The 15,829-nt window shown below is 69.0% G+C and carries 14 protein-coding genes; 9 read left to right on the plus strand and 5 right to left on the minus strand.

Going from position 1 to position 15,829, the window contains the following annotated elements:
* Nucleotide 1 precedes the first annotated feature (1 nt).
* From ACSQ2G_RS07610 to ahpC, 4 genes are all read right to left on the minus strand, one after another.
* The gene (locus tag ACSQ2G_RS07610; RefSeq protein WP_436029658.1) at nucleotides 2–1,666 is read right to left on the minus strand and encodes a hypothetical protein; all 1,665 of its coding nucleotides are present in this window, start codon (nucleotides 1,664–1,666) and stop codon (nucleotides 2–4) included.
* Nucleotides 1,667–1,880: 214 nt separating this feature from the next.
* Nucleotides 1,881–3,269: an intermediate filament-like cell shape determinant CreS gene (locus ACSQ2G_RS07615; protein WP_436029660.1), complete on the minus strand. Its 1,389-nt coding sequence runs from the start codon at nucleotides 3,267–3,269 to the stop codon at nucleotides 1,881–1,883.
* Nucleotides 3,270–3,536: 267 nt separating this feature from the next.
* Nucleotides 3,537–5,141 carry an alkyl hydroperoxide reductase subunit F gene (gene ahpF, locus ACSQ2G_RS07620; RefSeq protein WP_436029662.1) on the minus strand — a complete coding sequence of 535 codons (1,605 nt, stop codon included), beginning with the start codon at nucleotides 5,139–5,141 and terminating at the stop codon, nucleotides 3,537–3,539.
* Nucleotides 5,142–5,309: 168 nt separating this feature from the next.
* On the minus strand, nucleotides 5,310–5,873 hold the full coding sequence (gene ahpC / locus ACSQ2G_RS07625; protein WP_028039395.1) for an alkyl hydroperoxide reductase subunit C: 564 nt from the start codon (nucleotides 5,871–5,873) through the stop codon (nucleotides 5,310–5,312).
* Nucleotides 5,874–6,055: 182 nt separating this feature from the next.
* Between ahpC and ACSQ2G_RS07630 the strand changes: the two genes are divergently transcribed.
* From ACSQ2G_RS07630 to ACSQ2G_RS07670, 9 genes are all read left to right on the plus strand, one after another.
* A complete protein-coding gene (locus tag ACSQ2G_RS07630) occupies nucleotides 6,056–6,985 on the plus strand; it encodes a hydrogen peroxide-inducible genes activator (protein ID WP_436029664.1) in 930 nt (309 codons plus the stop codon).
* Between the two features lie 42 nt (nucleotides 6,986–7,027).
* Nucleotides 7,028–8,029 (plus strand): TraB/GumN family protein, encoded by a 1,002-nt coding sequence (locus ACSQ2G_RS07635; protein WP_436029666.1) that lies wholly within the window; start codon nucleotides 7,028–7,030, stop codon nucleotides 8,027–8,029.
* 192 nt (nucleotides 8,030–8,221) lie between these two features.
* Nucleotides 8,222–8,677 (plus strand): hypothetical protein, encoded by a 456-nt coding sequence (locus ACSQ2G_RS07640; RefSeq protein WP_436029667.1) that lies wholly within the window; start codon nucleotides 8,222–8,224, stop codon nucleotides 8,675–8,677.
* A gap of 55 nt (nucleotides 8,678–8,732) precedes the next feature.
* Entirely contained in the window at nucleotides 8,733–10,865 is a 2,133-nt protein-coding gene (locus ACSQ2G_RS07645) for a M10 family metallopeptidase C-terminal domain-containing protein (protein WP_436029669.1), read from the plus strand.
* A 79-nt stretch (nucleotides 10,866–10,944) separates the two neighbouring features.
* Entirely contained in the window at nucleotides 10,945–11,337 is a 393-nt protein-coding gene (locus ACSQ2G_RS07650) for a VOC family protein (RefSeq protein WP_436029671.1), read from the plus strand.
* 191 nt (nucleotides 11,338–11,528) lie between these two features.
* Nucleotides 11,529–13,064, plus strand: a complete 1,536-nt coding sequence (gene ffh, locus ACSQ2G_RS07655; RefSeq protein WP_436029673.1) for a signal recognition particle protein — start codon at nucleotides 11,529–11,531, stop codon at nucleotides 13,062–13,064.
* Nucleotides 13,065–13,088: 24 nt separating this feature from the next.
* Nucleotides 13,089–13,634: a 30S ribosomal protein S16 gene (gene rpsP, locus ACSQ2G_RS07660; protein ID WP_436029675.1), complete on the plus strand. Its 546-nt coding sequence runs from the start codon at nucleotides 13,089–13,091 to the stop codon at nucleotides 13,632–13,634.
* Between the two features lie 75 nt (nucleotides 13,635–13,709).
* Nucleotides 13,710–14,267 (plus strand): ribosome maturation factor RimM, encoded by a 558-nt coding sequence (gene rimM, locus ACSQ2G_RS07665; RefSeq protein WP_436029677.1) that lies wholly within the window; start codon nucleotides 13,710–13,712, stop codon nucleotides 14,265–14,267.
* 10 nt (nucleotides 14,268–14,277) lie between these two features.
* The gene (locus tag ACSQ2G_RS07670; protein WP_436029679.1) at nucleotides 14,278–14,880 is read left to right on the plus strand and encodes an NUDIX hydrolase; all 603 of its coding nucleotides are present in this window, start codon (nucleotides 14,278–14,280) and stop codon (nucleotides 14,878–14,880) included.
* A gap of 59 nt (nucleotides 14,881–14,939) precedes the next feature.
* Here the strand turns inward: ACSQ2G_RS07670 and tesB are convergent, their stop codons facing one another.
* Nucleotides 14,940–15,797: an acyl-CoA thioesterase II gene (tesB, locus tag ACSQ2G_RS07675; RefSeq protein WP_436029680.1), complete on the minus strand. Its 858-nt coding sequence runs from the start codon at nucleotides 15,795–15,797 to the stop codon at nucleotides 14,940–14,942.
* Nucleotides 15,798–15,829: the final 32 nt, after the last annotated feature.

Consider the following 15,829-nt stretch of genomic DNA (forward strand, 5'->3'; position numbering starts at 1 on the left):
TCTACTTCTCGTAACTGGCCTTCTGGCTGAGCAGCCAGGAGAAGTCGGCCGTCAGCTGGCCCGACTGCTTGCCCTTGCCGCTCTTGGGATCGTACGCCGTCCACACCCCCGCCGACGAGTGGCAGCCCATGCAGCTTTCGGTCTGGAAGGTCAGGGTGTTGATCCCCGGCGTCACCGGCTTACCCAGGCCGTTGAGCGCCGAGTTCCAGACCGGCGGCTGAGCGGGGCCCGAGGCGGGGCAGTCCTGGCCGCCGGGCAGTTCCTCGCCGTTGCAGGCCACCTGGTTGCCCTTCTGGAAGTAGGTTTCCATGGTGATGTTGGTCAGGAACACCGGCGTGGGGGCGCCGCCCGGCTTGTTGCCGATGGCGTTGGGAAGACCGCCGTTCCACGGCGCGGGCGGCGCCGTCGGGTCGGTCGGCCACTGGGTGTCGATCAACTGGTAGTACTGCCACACCGAGCCCTGGGCCTTCAGCGCCGCCTGGGCCTGGCGGTTCAGGGCGACCTTGTCGCCGGGGATCGGAACGCCGCGCCAGGCCTGGGTCGGGATGCGCGGATAGACGCCCTTGACCTTCTGCGGCAGCTGGTTGACGGCGCACATCGGGCAGTTGGGGTCGACGAACGACGGGTTCAGCTTGGGATGAGCGACCGTGTCGACGTCCAGGTTGTCGACCTGCTCGAAGGTGGACCAGATCCACTGCGGCGAGGTCTTGGTCTTGTGGCCGATGTGCATGCCGACCAAGCCGACCGTCACCTTGCGCTCCAGCGGCTTGCCGTCCGGTCCGGGATCCATGACCACCGCCGGGCTGGTGTGGAAGCGGCTGAAGTCGTCCTTGCCCGGCTTGAGGATCCGCCAGGCGAACTTCAGCTCGAACGACCCGCTCCAGTCCTGGTCGGGCGTGCCGATCGGCATGGCGACCTTGCCGCCGGCCTTGGTGAAGGCGACCTGGCCGTTGATGTTGTAGAGGCTGCTGTCGCAGAGATAGCCGACCTCGTTGGGGTCGATCATGATCTCGTAATAGACGAACTCGCCGTTCTGATCGAGCATCGGGCCCGAGAAGGCCTGGTCGATGTCGTCGCCGAGATTGGCCGCGTTCAGTTCGCCCACCGCCGACAGCACCCCCAGGAACCGGGTCGAGCGCGGATCGGCGTTGGCCGTGGCCTGGGCCGAGAACGGCGCCAGCCCCTTGCTGACCGGCTTGGCCAGGTCGCCGCGGAACAGGACCAGGGTCCGGGCCTTGGGCGTCACGCCGCAGGCGGCGGGCCGCGCGCCGTCGGTCTGGAAGATCGCGCTGGAATTGTGCCACAGCGTCCAGTGCGGCTGGCCAAAGCGGGTGTCGGTCAGCTTGGGCGCGGCCTGGCCCTGGCTGTTGGTGGGCCAGTTCAGGGCCAGGAACATCTGCCAGGAATAGAGGTCGAACTCGCGCTGCACCTCGGAGAACTTCTGGGCCTTCTCCAGCTGGGTCTTCAACGCGATATCGACGTCGCCCGGCATCTGCGGCGTCAGCCTGGGCGCGAAGTTGGGGAAGGCGGCCAGATAGGCCGGCTTGACCGGCGCGGCGGCCTTGATCGCCTGGGCGGCGAACAGTGCGCCGCCGCCGGCCAGGCACACCAGCGCCGCGGTCAGCGCCCGCCAGCCGAACGTCCGTCCCGGTTTCGAGATCTTCATCGCGCCCTCCGCCGTGCCGGCCGGGAGTCACGCGGCGTCGCGCCCGCGTCGATCGCCCAAGCCCCGTCGGAAAGGTGATCACTCTATGGAGGAAACGTCAATATATGATCTCTTAGGTAGAGATCGTGTGGCGCGCCCAAACTAAAACCCCGGGCGCGAGGCCCGGGGTTCGAGGATGATCCAACGCCTCGATCGGCCAGAGCCGATCCGGAGGCTAGCTGGCGGCCTGCATGTCGTCGCTGGTGGCGCCCAGCAAGGCCATCTGCAGGCGCGAGCGGTCGCGGCGGGCCGATTCCAGGGCGCCTTCGGCCAGGGCGGCCTCCGAGCGGACCCGTTCAATCTCGGCCTGCATCTCGGCGATCTTGTCGTCGTGGGCGCGACGGATCTCGTCTTCGGAGGCCTGCAGGGCCTCGAAGCGGGTGCGCAGCTGGGCGGCGCGTTCCTCGGACCGCTTGAGCGCCTTCTCGTGGGCGCCGACCGCCTTGGCCAGCTGGTCGGCGCGCTCGATCGCCGCCGCGCGAGCGGTGTCGACGCCGGCATGGCGGCCACGCAGGTCCTCGACCTCGTCCTCGAGATTGCGAACCCGTTCGAGGGCGCGCTCCAGGGCGACATTGAGGTCGCCGGCCCGGCGCTCGACGGCCTGCTGCTGGGCGCTGCTCTCGTTGAGACGGCCAGAGATCTGGCCGTTCATTTCTTCCAGCTTGTCGGCGCGGCCGGTGGCGGTCTCCAGGCGGGTCTGCAAGGCCAGCGCCTCGGCGCGGCCGGCTTCGACCTGGGCTTCCAAGCCGCGGATCGTGCGGGCGCTGTCGGCCTGGATCGTGGCCAGGGCGTTGTCGGCGGCCAGCACGCGGGCGCGCTCGGCGGCGACCTGGGCTTCCAGCTCGGTCTCGATGCGCGACAGGCGGGCGACGTCGGCGCCGGCCTGTTCCAGGCGCTTCTTCACCGTGCCCAGTTCCTCGGCCTGCAGGGCCGACTGCTGCCGGGCGGCGGCCAGGGCGGCCTCGGACTCGCCGCGACGGGCGTCGATGTCCTGGGTCTGGGTCCGCAGGGTCTCGACGTCCTGGGCCAGGTGTTCGGCGCGGGCGGTGGCGTCGCGCAGCGCGGCCTCCAGGCCGCCGACCTTGAGCTCGGACTGCTGCAGGCCGTTGCGCAGGCGGTCGATCTCCAGCGCGCTGTCTTCCAGGGCGACGTCCAGGGACTGGCGGCGCGCCTCGGACTCGGTCAGGGCCGCGTCGGTGGTCGCCAGACGGGCCGAGAGCTCGCGCTCCTCGGCCAGGACGACGGCCAGCTGGCGGGCGGCCTGGTCGTGGGCGGCGCGCAGGGCGATCAGCTCGGCGTGCTCGGCGCGACGGGCCTCGAACTCCTCGGCGACCGGACCCCGGATCTCGGAAAGCAGCGGCTCGATGGCCCGCAGGTGCTCGACGACGCGGCTGATGCTGTCCAGCCCGCCGTGGATGGTCTCGTAGCGGACGCCGATGGCTTGGGTGGCCTCGACCAGACGGTCGGCGCCGCCGTCGCCCTCGAGACGATCATTCTCGGCGGCCAGCATCACCGGCTTGACGCCGCCCTTGGTGTTGCGATCGCCCTTCGACAGCAGCCTCATCTTGCCCACCCCTTAACGACCCGCGACACGACGCCCATCGCGCCGATTCGGCCCCTCAGCCGCGCAGAATCATTTGCCCATTCGTTAACAGGATAGCCCGCGCCCAAGATTGCTGTCGAGGTCAAGATCACGCGTTCGGCGAGAGGCGCATTGACGCATCGCCAAATGCACGAAGCCGGCGCACGAAAGCCGCCGCGACCTCAAAACGAGCGGTCGCGGCGGCTTCGAGCAGGCCGATCCGAGGCGTTTCCGCCCCGTGTGAAAGCCTCAGGCGGCCTCTTGCTCGGCCGGGACCGCCGGCTCCAGGCGGATCATGTAGTCGAAGGCCGACAGGGCCGCCTTCGAGCCCTCGCCCATGGCGATGATGATCTGCTTGTAGGGCGTGGTCGTCGCGTCGCCGGCGGCGAACACGCCCGGCAGCGAGGTCTCGCCGCGATGATCGACCTCGATCTCGCCGCGCTGGGTCAGGGCGATGCCTGTGTCCTTCAGCCACTCGGTGTTGGGGACCAGGCCGATCTGCACGAACACGCCTTCCAGGTCGACCGTATGAACCTGGTCGTGGTTGCGATCCTTGTAGGTCAGGCCGGTGACCCTGGTCCCGTCGCCCAGCACCTGCGTGGTCAGGGCCGAGGTGACGATGCGCACGTTGGGCAGGCTGGCCAGCTTGCGTTGCAGCACCGCGTCGGCGCGCAGCTGGCTGTCGAACTCGATCAGGGTCACGTGGGCGACGAGGCCGGCCAGGTCGATGGCCGCCTCGACGCCGCTGTTGCCGCCGCCGATCACCGCCACGCGCTTGCCCTTGAACAGTGGGCCGTCGCAGTGCGGGCAATAGGCCACGCCCTTGTTCTTGTACTCGGCCTCGCCGGGCACGTTGATGTTCCGCCAGCGGGCGCCGGTGGCCAGGATCACGCTGCGCGACTTCAGGCTGGCGCCGTTCTCCAGCTTGACCTCGATCAGACCGCCCGGCGTCTTGGCCGGGACCAGGCCGACCGCCCTCTGCAGGTTCATGATGTCGACGTCATAGTCCTTGACGTGCTGCTCCAGGGCCGAGGCCAGCTTGGGGCCTTCGGTGTGCGACACCGAGATGAAGTTCTCGATGGCCATGGTGTCCAGCACCTGGCCGCCGAAGCGCTCGGCGGCCACGCCGGTGCGAATGCCCTTGCGGGCGGCGTAGATCGCCGCCGCGGCGCCAGCGGGGCCGCCACCGACCACCAGAACGTCGAAGGCGTCCTTGGTCTTGAGCTTCTCGGCCTCGCGAGCCACGGCGCCGGTGTCCAGCTTGGCCAGGATCTGTTCCAGGCTCATGCGGCCCTGGCCGAACGGCTGGCCGTTCAGCAGGATGGTCGGCACGGCCATGATCTGGCGCGCTTCAACTTCCTGCTGGAAGAGCGCGCCGTCGATGGCCACGTGGGTGATGGCGGGGTTGAGGGCCGCCATGGTGTTGAGCGCCTGGACCACGTCCGGGCAGTTCTGGCAGCTCTGGGAGAAATAGGTCTCGAAGCGGAACTCGCCTTCGAGGGCGCGGACCTGGTCCAGCACCTCGGCGTCGAACTTCGGCGGGTGGCCGCCGACATGCAGCAGGGCCAGCACCAGCGAGGTGAACTCGTGGCCCAGGGGCAGGCCGGCGAAGCGGACATCGGCGCTGCCCCCCGCCTCACCAGGAGAGGCGCGAGCGATCGCGAAGGACGGCTTGCGGGCGTCGTCGCCGGCCAGGTTCAGGCTGACCTTGTCGGAGGTCCCGGCCACGTCCTCGAGCAGCGCCAGCATGTCCTTGGAGCCCTGGCCCTCGCCCAGCGAGGCGACCAGCTCGATCGGCTGGCGCAGGTTCTGCAGATAGGCTTTCAGCTGGGTCTTCAGACCATCGTCCAACATGGCGGGCTCCGACTTTCAGGCGCGCGGGGAGGGACGCGACGCCGGATCTTTTTTGGAATGTCTGGAATGAGGGGGCGAAGCCGCCGGTTCCCAAGCCCATCAAGGGACGGAGGAACCAGCGGCGAGCCCCGCCGCGACCCTGGGAGCCGCGGCAAGTCGCTGGCGGGCTTAGATCTTGCCGACCAGGTCGAGCGACGGGGCGAGGGTCTTTTCACCCTCTTCCCACTTGGCCGGGCAGACTTCGCCCGGGTGGGACGCGACGTACTGGGCGGCCTTGATCTTGCGCAGCAGTTCGATCGCGTTGCGGCCGATGCCTTCGGCGGTGACTTCCACGAACTGGATCACGCCTTCCGGATCGATCAGGAAGGTGCCGCGGTCGGCCAGGCCGACGCCTTCGCGCATGACGCCGAAGTTGTTGGTGATCTGGCCCGACGGGTCGCCGACCATGGTGTACTGGATCTTGCCGATGGCCGGCGAGGTGTCGTGCCAGGCCTTGTGCGAGAAGTGGGTGTCGGTCGACACCGCGTAGATCTCGACGCCCAGGCGCTGGAACGTGGCGTAGTTGTCGGCCAGATCTTCCAGTTCCGTCGGGCAGACGAAGGTGAAGTCGGCCGGATAGAAGAACACGACGGACCACTTGCCCTTCAGGTCGGCGTCGCTGACCTCGACGAACTTGCCGCCCTTGTAGGCCTGGGCGGTGAAGGGTTTGATCTGGGTGTTGATCAAGGACATGAAGTTCTCCTGCAAGGAATTGCGAAGGCCCTTCTACGCAAGGGAGTTTGATAGGGCCAATCGATTGTTTCATTCTTGACGATAGAGTGAATCTATATGCGCCACCCGGCGCGTTCGCGGGTGCAGCAAAGGTCCCGTCGATTACCTTTTGATTTCCGATAGACCGCACCTATCTTGCGGACATGCTCCCCACCCTGCGCCAGCTGCAATATCTGAAGCTCCTGTCCGAGCATGGTTCGTTCAGCCGGGCGGCCGAGGCCTGCCACGTCACCCAGCCGACCCTGTCGGCCGGAATCCAGGAGCTGGAGAAGATCCTCGGCGCCTCGGTGGTCGACCGCGCCCGGTCCGGCGTGATCCTGACCGCCGCCGGCCAGGAAGCCGTGCGCCGGGCCGAGGCGATCCTGGCCCAGGCCGAGGACCTGGTGCAGGCGGCCCGCGGGGCGGGCCAGCCGCTGGCCGGCCGGTTCCGCCTGGGGGTGATCCCCACCGTCGCCCCCTACCTGCTGCCCCGCGCCCTGCCGGCCCTGCGCGACCAGTTCCCGAAGCTGAAGCTCTATCTGCGCGAGGACCTGACCCATCGGCTGATCGCCGCCCTGAAGTCGGGCGGCCTGGACGCGGCGCTGATCGCCCTGCCCTACGACATGACCGGCCTGGACTGGGCCCATGTCGAGGACGACGAGCTGCTGGCCGCCGCGCCGGCCAACCACCGCATGGCGGCCTTCGACCGGGTCGATCCGGAAACCCTGCGCGGCGACGACATGATCCTGCTGGAGGACGGCCACTGCCTGCGCGACCACGCCCTGGCCGCCTGCGGGCTGGAGCCGCCGCGCGGCTCGAGCCTCGGTGACGAGGAAAGCTTCGCGGCCACGTCCCTGCCCACCCTGGTGCAGATGATCGGCTCGGGCCTGGGCGTGTCGTTCCTGCCGTCGATGGCCGTGGCCGCGGGTCTGGCCCACAACGCGCCGGTCACCATCCGACCGCTGGACTCCGATCATTCCAGCCGCGAGATCGTCGTCGCCTGGCGGGCGGGCTCCAGCCGCGGCGCCGAGGGCCGGCTGCTGGCCCAGACCCTGCGCGACCTGCCGCCCGCCGCGCTTTCGCCACGGCATTAGAGCACCTATTCTCCCGCTACGCTTCACGAGACGAGGACGCCCATGGCTCGACGCATACCAGCGCTGATCGGCGGCGCGGCCCTCGGCTTGGCGGCCCTGGCCCCGCAGGCGTGGGCCCAGACCCCGCCGTCCCCGCCCCGGACCGTCGAGCTGTTCCCCCAGGACACCGGCAGCGCCGTGGTCGAGGAATTGCAGGTGGTCGCCCGGCCGCCTGGCCCTGCCCTCTGGCTGGTCGAGAAGGGCGGCGCAAAGCTCTATGTGGTCGGCTCGGCTCCGCCCCTGCCGCACCAGCTGAAGTGGGACAGCCCGCGCCTGAACCGCGCCATGGACCAGGCCAGCCTGGTCCTGGTGCCGCCAGAAGCGTCGGTTGGCCCCTTGCAGGTCACCAAGTTCTTCCTGACCGGCGGCGGCGGGGTGCGTTACCGCCCGTTCAGCAAGAACCTGGAGGATCGCCTCCCGCCCGACCTGAAGGCCCGGTTCGTCAATGCTCGCGAGCAGGCGGGCCGCACCGCCGTACCTTACAAGGATTGGAAACCTGCCGTGGCGGGCTTCATCGTGATGTCGGATTTCCGACAGGCCGCCGGCCTCTCCGAGGCCAAGCCGGTCAGCACGATCGAGCGGATGGCCAAGGCCAAGGGGGTCAAGGTCAAGGCCATGAGCCAATACCGGCTGGGACCGGTGCTGGGCGTGGTCGGCAAACTGTCGGACGAGGGCCAGCTGGCCTGCCTGAGGGACGCCCTATCGGAAATCGATTACGACGCGGCCCACGCCACCACGATCGGGAGCGACTGGGCCAATGGCGACCTGGCCAGCGTGCGCGCCCGCTATTCCAGTTCGGCCGCTCAACGCTGCCTGATGCGGGCGCCTGGCGGTCCCGGCCTGCTGGCCGACCAGATCGGCCAATCGGCCAACGCCCTGAACGAGGCGCTGAACCGACCCGGCGTGACCATCGCCATCGTCGACCTGTCCTTCCTGCTGCCGGCCAACGGCGTCCTGGACCGCCTGAAGGCCTCCGGCGCGACCATCACCTCGCCCGTCGACTGAGGCGCGTCGCGGCAAGCTTGACCACAAGTTGAAATATCTAAGCTTCACAATACAGCTTGTGCTTGCATAGCACAGATTTCCTGGCGAAGGTCCTGGGGCCGAAGACGCCTCGGACGGATCGGCCGCGGGAAATTCATGTCGCCAATTCGACACTTCATGGCATGGGCCTGCGCCCTATTCCCGATAGGGGTCATGAATAATGGCGACGCAGCCGCGGCCTCGACCCCGGTCCTGGCCTGGGACGGCGCCCGGCGGTTGGGCGTCCAGTGCCTGGTCGACCCCGACCGCGCGCCGGATCGCCGCCAGCTTCAAGCCGCGCTCTGCGAGCGGATCAGGGCCCTGGCCGCCGATAGGGCGCCGATCCCGGTCGTCCTGCTGGCGCCAGGCGATCCCGACCTGATCGCCGCCGACACCGCCGTCCTGCTGTTCCACGCCAACCTCCAACCGGATGAAGCCCGAGGCGGCTCGCTGCTGGTCTTCAGCCTGCGCGTGTTCCGCGCCACGGCCGCCCCGTCCGAGCTGTTCGGAGCCGCGCCGCGCGCAACGGCCCTGCCGTCCGGCCCCGCCAAGCCCAACCCCCGGTTCGACGCGGCCGTGAACGCCGCGCTCGACGAGACCCTGCCGTGGCGATCACGGCCAACGCCCTGACCTCGCCCCCCGATCACGAAAAAACGACCTCACCACCAGCCAACGGAAAGAACCGATGCGCCTTCACGACGAAAGCCTGGACCAGAATCTCGATCACGAGACCGGCCATCCGGTGTTCCAGGGGCCGGCCGACGCGGTCGCCGCGCTGGATGTCTCGGTCGCGCCGGTCAACGCCTCGGTGGACGGCCAGGGGGGCACGATCCGCGACAAGCCGGTGTTCACGATCGAGCAGGTGATCGCGCAGCTGAACCGCGGCGACGCCGCCTGGACCCCGGGCGACGCCGCTCACGCCACGCCGCGCGACGGCGACGTCAGCGTACTGAACTTCGGCTTCCACACCGCCGAAAGCATGTTCGCCGAGCCCTATGTCTATGAACAGGACGGCCAGCTGTACGGCCGCACCGAATATTTCGGCTTCGCGCCGTTCACCGAGGACCAGAAGGTCGCCGCCCGCGAGGCCATGGCCAGCTGGGACGACCTGATCGCCCCGACCCTGGTGGAGACCGCGCCCGAACAGGCCGATATCACCTTCGCCAACTACACCAACCGCCCCGGCACCCAGGCCTATGCCTACCTGCCGCACGACTACACGCCCGACAACGCCGACCTGATCGCCGGCGACGTCTGGATCAGCGCCAACCAGCCCAGCAATTTCCAGCTGGACGAGGGCCTCTACGGCATCCACACCCTGACCCACGAAAGCGGCCACGCCCTGGGGCTGGAGCACCCCGGCGACTACAACGCCGCCCCCGGCGTCAGCATCACCTACGCGGCCGACGCGGAGTACTACCAGGACAGCCGGGCCTACAGCATCATGTCCTATTTCGCCGCGTCCGAGACCGGCGCGCGGCACTTCGACTTCAACCTGTCGACCACCGTCTACGCCTCCACGCCCCTGGTGCACGACATCGCCGCCATCCAGGCGATCTACGGCGCCGACATGACCACCCGCACGGGCGACACGACCTACGGCTTCAACAGCAACGCCGGGCGCGACTCCTACGACTTCACCAAGACCCCGGCCCCGGTCATGGCCATCTGGGACGCCGGCGGGACCGACACCCTGGACGCCTCGGGCTATGCGACCGATCAGGTCATCGACCTGACCCCCGGTTCGCTCAGCAGCATCGGCGGGGTGACCTACGACACCGCCCCGTCGTTCGAGCAGGTCAACGCCAACCGGGCGGCGGCGGGCTACGCTCCCGTGGCCCTGGCGACGTATAATTCCAACATGGTCGCGCTGGCGGCCCATCCGGTGGTCGGCCGGCTGACCGACAATGTCGGCATCGCCTATGGCGCGACGATCGAGAACGGGGTCGGCGGCTCCGGCTCGGACCGGCTGATCGGCAACGCCGCCGCCAACACCCTGACCGGCAACGCCGGCAACGACACGCTGGAGGGCCGCGACGGCGCCGATATCCTTCTCGGCGGCCTGGGCAATGACGTGCTGGACGGCGGCAGCGGCGTCGACAAGATGACCGGCGGAGCCGGCGACGACCGCTATGTCGTCGACACCTGGCGCGACACGGTGACCGAACTGGCCGGCGGCGGAACCGACACCGTCTGGAGCTCGATCAGCTACAGCCTTTCGACCCACCTGGAAAACCTGCGGCTGACCGGCGACGCCACCCTGGGCACGGGCAACAGCGCGGCCAACGTCGTCGAGGGCAACGACGCCTTCAACCTGCTGAGCGGCGAAGGCGGCGCCGACAGCCTGTTCGGGGCCGGCGGCAAGGACATCCTGCTGGGCGGGTCGGGCGCCGACCGGCTGAACGGCGGGGCCGACTTCGACATCCTGGTCGGCGGCGGCGGCGCCGACATCTTCGTCTTCGACAGCGCCTCGTTCGGGACCGGGGGCCGGTCGATCGACTATGTCAGCGACTACGGTCGCAGCGACCTGTTCGACTTCAGCGCCCTGGATGGCGACAGCGCTCTGGACGGCGACCAGGCCTTCTCGCTGGTCTCGCACCTCACCGCCAGCGGCTTGGGCCAGATCATGGTCAGCAGCTACGCCAGCATCTTCTCGGCGGTCGGCGTCCTGGGCGGCGTCGACCTGGGCGCGTTCGGCCTGGGCGGCCTGTTCAGCCAGGCCTCGGTCATCTGGGGCGACCTGGACGGCGACGCCAATTCCGACTTCGCGGTGCTGGTGTCGGGAAGCGGCCTGTCGACCAGCGGCTGGCTGCTCTGAGACGAACACGCGTCGGCCGGCCTTGCCCGGCCGGCCGACCGTGAATACCTCGGCGGGATAGTCGTCGGAGACCTTCGCCATGCGCCTGCTCGGCATCGACCACGTGGTGATCCGCGCCCGCGACCCAGCCCTGATGGAGCGGTTCTATGTCCAGGTGCTGGGCTGCGCGGTCGAGCGACGGCAGGAGGCCATCGGCCTGGTGCAGTTGCGCGCCGGCGCCCAGCTGATCGATCTGGTCGACGCCGCCGGCCGCCTGGGCCGAATGGGTGGCGCCGCGCCGGGCGCGGACGGTCACAACATGGACCACCTGTGCCTGCGGGTAATCGACTTCGACGTCGACACGGTGCGGGCGCACCTGGAAAGCCACGGCGTGGCGATCGGCGACGTCGGCGAACGCTACGGCTCTACCGGCGAGGCGACCTCGCTCTACCTGTCGGACCCGGAAGGCAATGGGTTGGAGCTGCGGGGCTGATCGTTTTGACTCCCCGCCCCCTTTCGTGCATAAGCGCGCGCTTCCGGCGCTTCATCAGCAGCGCCTCTACCGTCACGACCCCAGCCCGCTAGCGCGGGATCCATCTGGACGAGGCCGGTGAGGACCCCCATCGACGTGATCGTCCATGGGGGCTGATCGCGTTTGGACTCGTGTTTGGACTAGGGTTTCGCATGTTCGACGGCCTTACAGAGCGACTTTCAGGGGTCTTCGACCGCCTTGGCGGTCGCGGCGTGCTGTCCGAGAAGGACGTCGACGAGGCGCTGCGCGAGGTCCGCGTCGCCCTGCTGGAAGCCGACGTCGCCCTGCCGGTGGTCAAGGACTTCATCAGCAAGGCCAAGGAAAGCGCTTCGGGCGAGGCGGTCATCCGCTCGGTCAAGCCGGCCGACCAGGTGGTCAAGATCGTCTATGACGGCCTGGTCGACATGCTGGGCGGCGAGGTCCCTACCGGCCTGAATCTGGCCCTGAACCCGCCGTCGGTGATCCTGATGGCCGGCCTGCAGGGCTCGGGCAAGACCACCACCACCGGCAAGCTGGCCCTGCGGCTGAACAAGATCGAGCGCAAGAAGGTGTTGGTCGCCTCACTCGACACCCGCCGCCCGGCCGCCATGGAACAGCTGGCCATGCTGGCCAAGCAGGTCGAGGTCGAGAGCCTGCCGATCGTCGCGGGCCAGAGCGCCGCCGACATCGCCCGCCGCGCCCTGACCGCCGCCAAGCTGGGCGGCTACGACGTCCTGATCCTCGACACCGCCGGCCGCACCACCCTGGACGAGGCGATGATGAGCGAGGCGGCGGAAATCGCCCGCATCGCCATGCCGTCCGAGACCATCCTGGTCGCCGACAGCCTGACCGGCCAGGACGCCGTGCGCACGGCGAAAGCCTTCCACGAGCGCCTGCCGCTGACCGGCCTGATCCTGACCCGCGCCGACGGCGACGGCCGCGGCGGCGCGGCGCTGTCGATGCGCCATGTCACCGGCCTGCCGATCAAGTTCCTCGGGGCCGGCGAGAAGATCGACGCCCTGGACGTGTTCGACGCCCGCCGCGTGGCCGGCCGGATCCTCGGGCAAGGCGACGTCGTCGCCCTGGTCGAGAGGGCCGCCCAGGACCTGGACGTGGCCGAAGCCGAGCGCATGGCCAAGAAGCTGGCCAAGGGCCAGTTCGACCTCAACGACCTGTCGGCTCAGCTGGGCCAGATGCAGAAGATGGGCGGCATGCAGGGGATCATGGGCCTGCTGCCCGGGGTCCAGAAGGTCAAGAAGCAGATCGCCGAAGGCGGCATCGACGACAGCATCTTCCGCCGCCAGCAGGCGATCATCGGCTCGATGACCAAGCTGGAGCGCAAGAAGCCCGACATCCTGGCCGCCTCGCGCAAGCGCCGCATCGCGGCCGGGGCCGGCGTCGACGTCGCCGAGGTCAACCGCCTGCTCAAGCAGCACCGCCAGATGGCCGACATGTTCAAGGCCATGAGCAAGGACGGCGGCAAGGGCATGGCCCGCATGGCCCAGATGATGGGCGGCGGCGACATGAGCCGACTGAAAGCCATGGGGGGCGGCAAGACAGCCGCGCCCGACCAGACTTCCGCGGGGGGCCTTGGCGGCCTTCCGGGGCTCCCCGGTCTTCCGGGATCCGGGGGCGGCGGCGACGCCAAGCCCAACCTCCTGTCCGGACTGGGCGGCCTGCCCCCCGGCTTCAACCCGTTCAAGAAATAGAACTTTAGACCAAGGACTACGACAATGCTGAAGATCCGTCTCGCCCGTGGCGGCGCCAAGAAGCGCCCCTACTACTCGATCGTCGTCGCCGACAGCCACTCGCCCCGCGACGGCCGCTTCATCGAGAAGGTCGGCACCTACAACCCGCTGCTCAAGAAGGACGACGCCGCGCGCGTGACTCTGAAGGTCGAGTCGATCCAGGCCTGGCTCGCCAAGGGCGCCCAGCCGACCGACCGTGTCGCCCGCTTCCTGGCCGCCCAAGGCCTGGTCCAGTGGACCCACGGCAACAACCCCGAGAAGGCCAAGCCGGGCAAGAAGGCCCAGGAACGTGACGCCGAGCGCACCCAGCGCGACGCCGACCGCGCCGCCGCCGAAGCCCAGGCCAAGGAAGACGCCAAGGCCGCCGCTGAAGCCGCCGCCGCCGCGGCCGCCGAAGCCGCCGCTGCTCCGGCTCCGGAACCGGAAGTCGTCGCCGAAGAAGCTCCGGCCGAAGCCGCTGCCGAAGAGGCCCCCGCCGCCGAGGCCGCCGCTGAAGAAGCCCCGGCTTCGGAAGAAACCACCGAAGGCTAAGGCCCTCGGGAGCGCCGCCGCCGGACACCCGTTCGGCGGCGGCGTTTTCTTTTGCGCGCTCCCCAAGTCACGCCCATGACCCAGTCTCTTTCGCAGACCCTGATCCTGGTCGGCCGCGTCGCCGGCGCTTTCGGCGTGCGCGGCGAGGTGCGGATCGCGGCCTATACCGAGGACCCGCTGACCCTGACGCGGTTCAAAGTGCTGACGCGCCAGGACGGCTCGCCCGCCCTGACCCTGGCCACCGCCCGCGCGGCCAAGGACGGCGTCGTCGCTCGCTGCGTGGGGATCGACACCAAGGAAGCCGCCGACGCCCTGCGCGGCCTGCGCCTCTACGTCCCGCGCTCGGCCCTGCCCGAGCCGGACGAGGACGAATTCTACCTGGCCGACCTGATCGGCCTGACCGTGCGCCACGTGGCCACCAACGGCCTGATCGGCAAGATCAAGAGCGTCCAGAACTTCGGCGCCGACGACCTCCTGGAAATCACCCCGGCCCTGGGCGGCCAGACCTGGTACCTGCCGTTCACGCGCGCGGCCGTGCCCGAGATTAGACTCGCCGAGGGTCTGGTCCTGGCGGACCCGCCCGTGATGGTTGGCGAACCGGAAGGCCCGATCGAGGACGACGACCAGATCTAGGAGCTCGGCCATGACGACCGACGGCAAATGGCGGGTGACAGCGTCGCGCTACATCCACAAGGACCGCTGGATCGCCCTGCGCGCCGACGATTGCCTGACCGAGAACGACGTGCCGGTCGCGCCCTACTACGTGCTGGAATATCCGGACTGGGTCGAGGTCGTGGCCCTGGACGCCGAAGACAACGTACTCCTGGTGCGACAGTACCGACATGCCATGGGCGGGTTTTCGGTCGAGTTGCCGGCTGGGGGCGTGGATCCCGCCGACACTGACCCCTGCGCCGCGGCGGCCCGCGAACTGCTGGAGGAAACCGGCTGCGCCGGCGCCATGACCTGGGTGGGCGATTCCCGACCCAACACCGGCACCCATACCAACCGCGTCCACACGATCCTGGCCCGCGACGTGGTCCAGGTCGCCGAGCCGAAGGACGATCCGACCGAACGCATCGAGCGCTTCTGGGTCACGGCCGCCGAGGCCGTGCGCATGGCCCTGGCCGGCGAACTGGTGGTGGGCATGCAGGTGGGCTCGCTGTTGCGGGGGCTGACCCAGGCGGGCGTGGCGACGATCAGCGTCGGCGGCGAGTCAGCCGCCCAGAGCAAGCCAACCTTGCTCTAGCTTTTTGTTTTCGCATCGCTTTTGCGGAAAATCGGCATCCCCTTTTCCGCGCGACGCTCCTAGCCCTTCCGCACCCGCATCAGACATTCCTGGGCCACCGAGGCCATCAGCTTGCCGTCGCGGCTGAACATCTGGCCGCGCACCAGGCCGCGGCCCTGCGAGGCCGACGGGCTGTCCTGCGAGAACAGGATCCAGTCGTTGAAGTCGAACGGGTGGTGGAACCACATGGCGTGGTCGAGGCTGGCGGCCTGCAGGCCGGGCGTCGTCCAGATCAGGCCGTGCGGACGCAGGGCGCTTTCCATGAAGGCCATGTCCGAGGCGTAGGCCAGGGCGCACTGCTGCAGGCGGACGTCGTCGCCGATCGGCGCCCGGGCCCGCATCCACACCTGCTTGGTCGAGGACTTGGGCACGGGTTTGGTCGGATGCTGCGGGTCGACCCAGCGCAGGTCCACCGGCCGGGGGTGTTCCGCCATCTTCACGAAACGGGGATGAACCTCCTCGCCCAGCGAGCGCAGGTACTCGGCCTCGGTCGGCAGGCTTTCCGGATCGGGCGCGTCGGGCATGCCCATCTGGTGCTTCAGCCCCTCTTCGGGGGTCTGGAACGAGCAGGCCAGGTTGAAGATCTGCTCGCCGTGCTGGATGGCCGCTACCCGACGGGTGGTGAAGGTGCCGCCGTCGCGGGCCCGCTCGACCTCGTAGAGCACGGGCGCGTTCACGTCGCCGGGCCGGATGAAATAGGCGTGCAGCGAGTGGCAGATGCGGTCGGGCACGGTCTTGTAGGCCGCCGTCAGGGCCTGGGCGATGACCAGGCCGCCGAAGATCCTCGGGAAGCCGTCATTGGGACTGACGCCTCGGAACAGGTTCACCTCGATGGCTTCGAGGGTCAGGATCTCGGCGAGGTTCTCGGGCGTGCGCATGGCGGTTGGTTAGGCGCGTGGAACCGGCGGGG

Source organism: Caulobacter sp. LjRoot300, assembly GCF_964253875.1.
Taxonomy (GTDB): Bacteria; Pseudomonadota; Alphaproteobacteria; order Caulobacterales; family Caulobacteraceae; genus Caulobacter.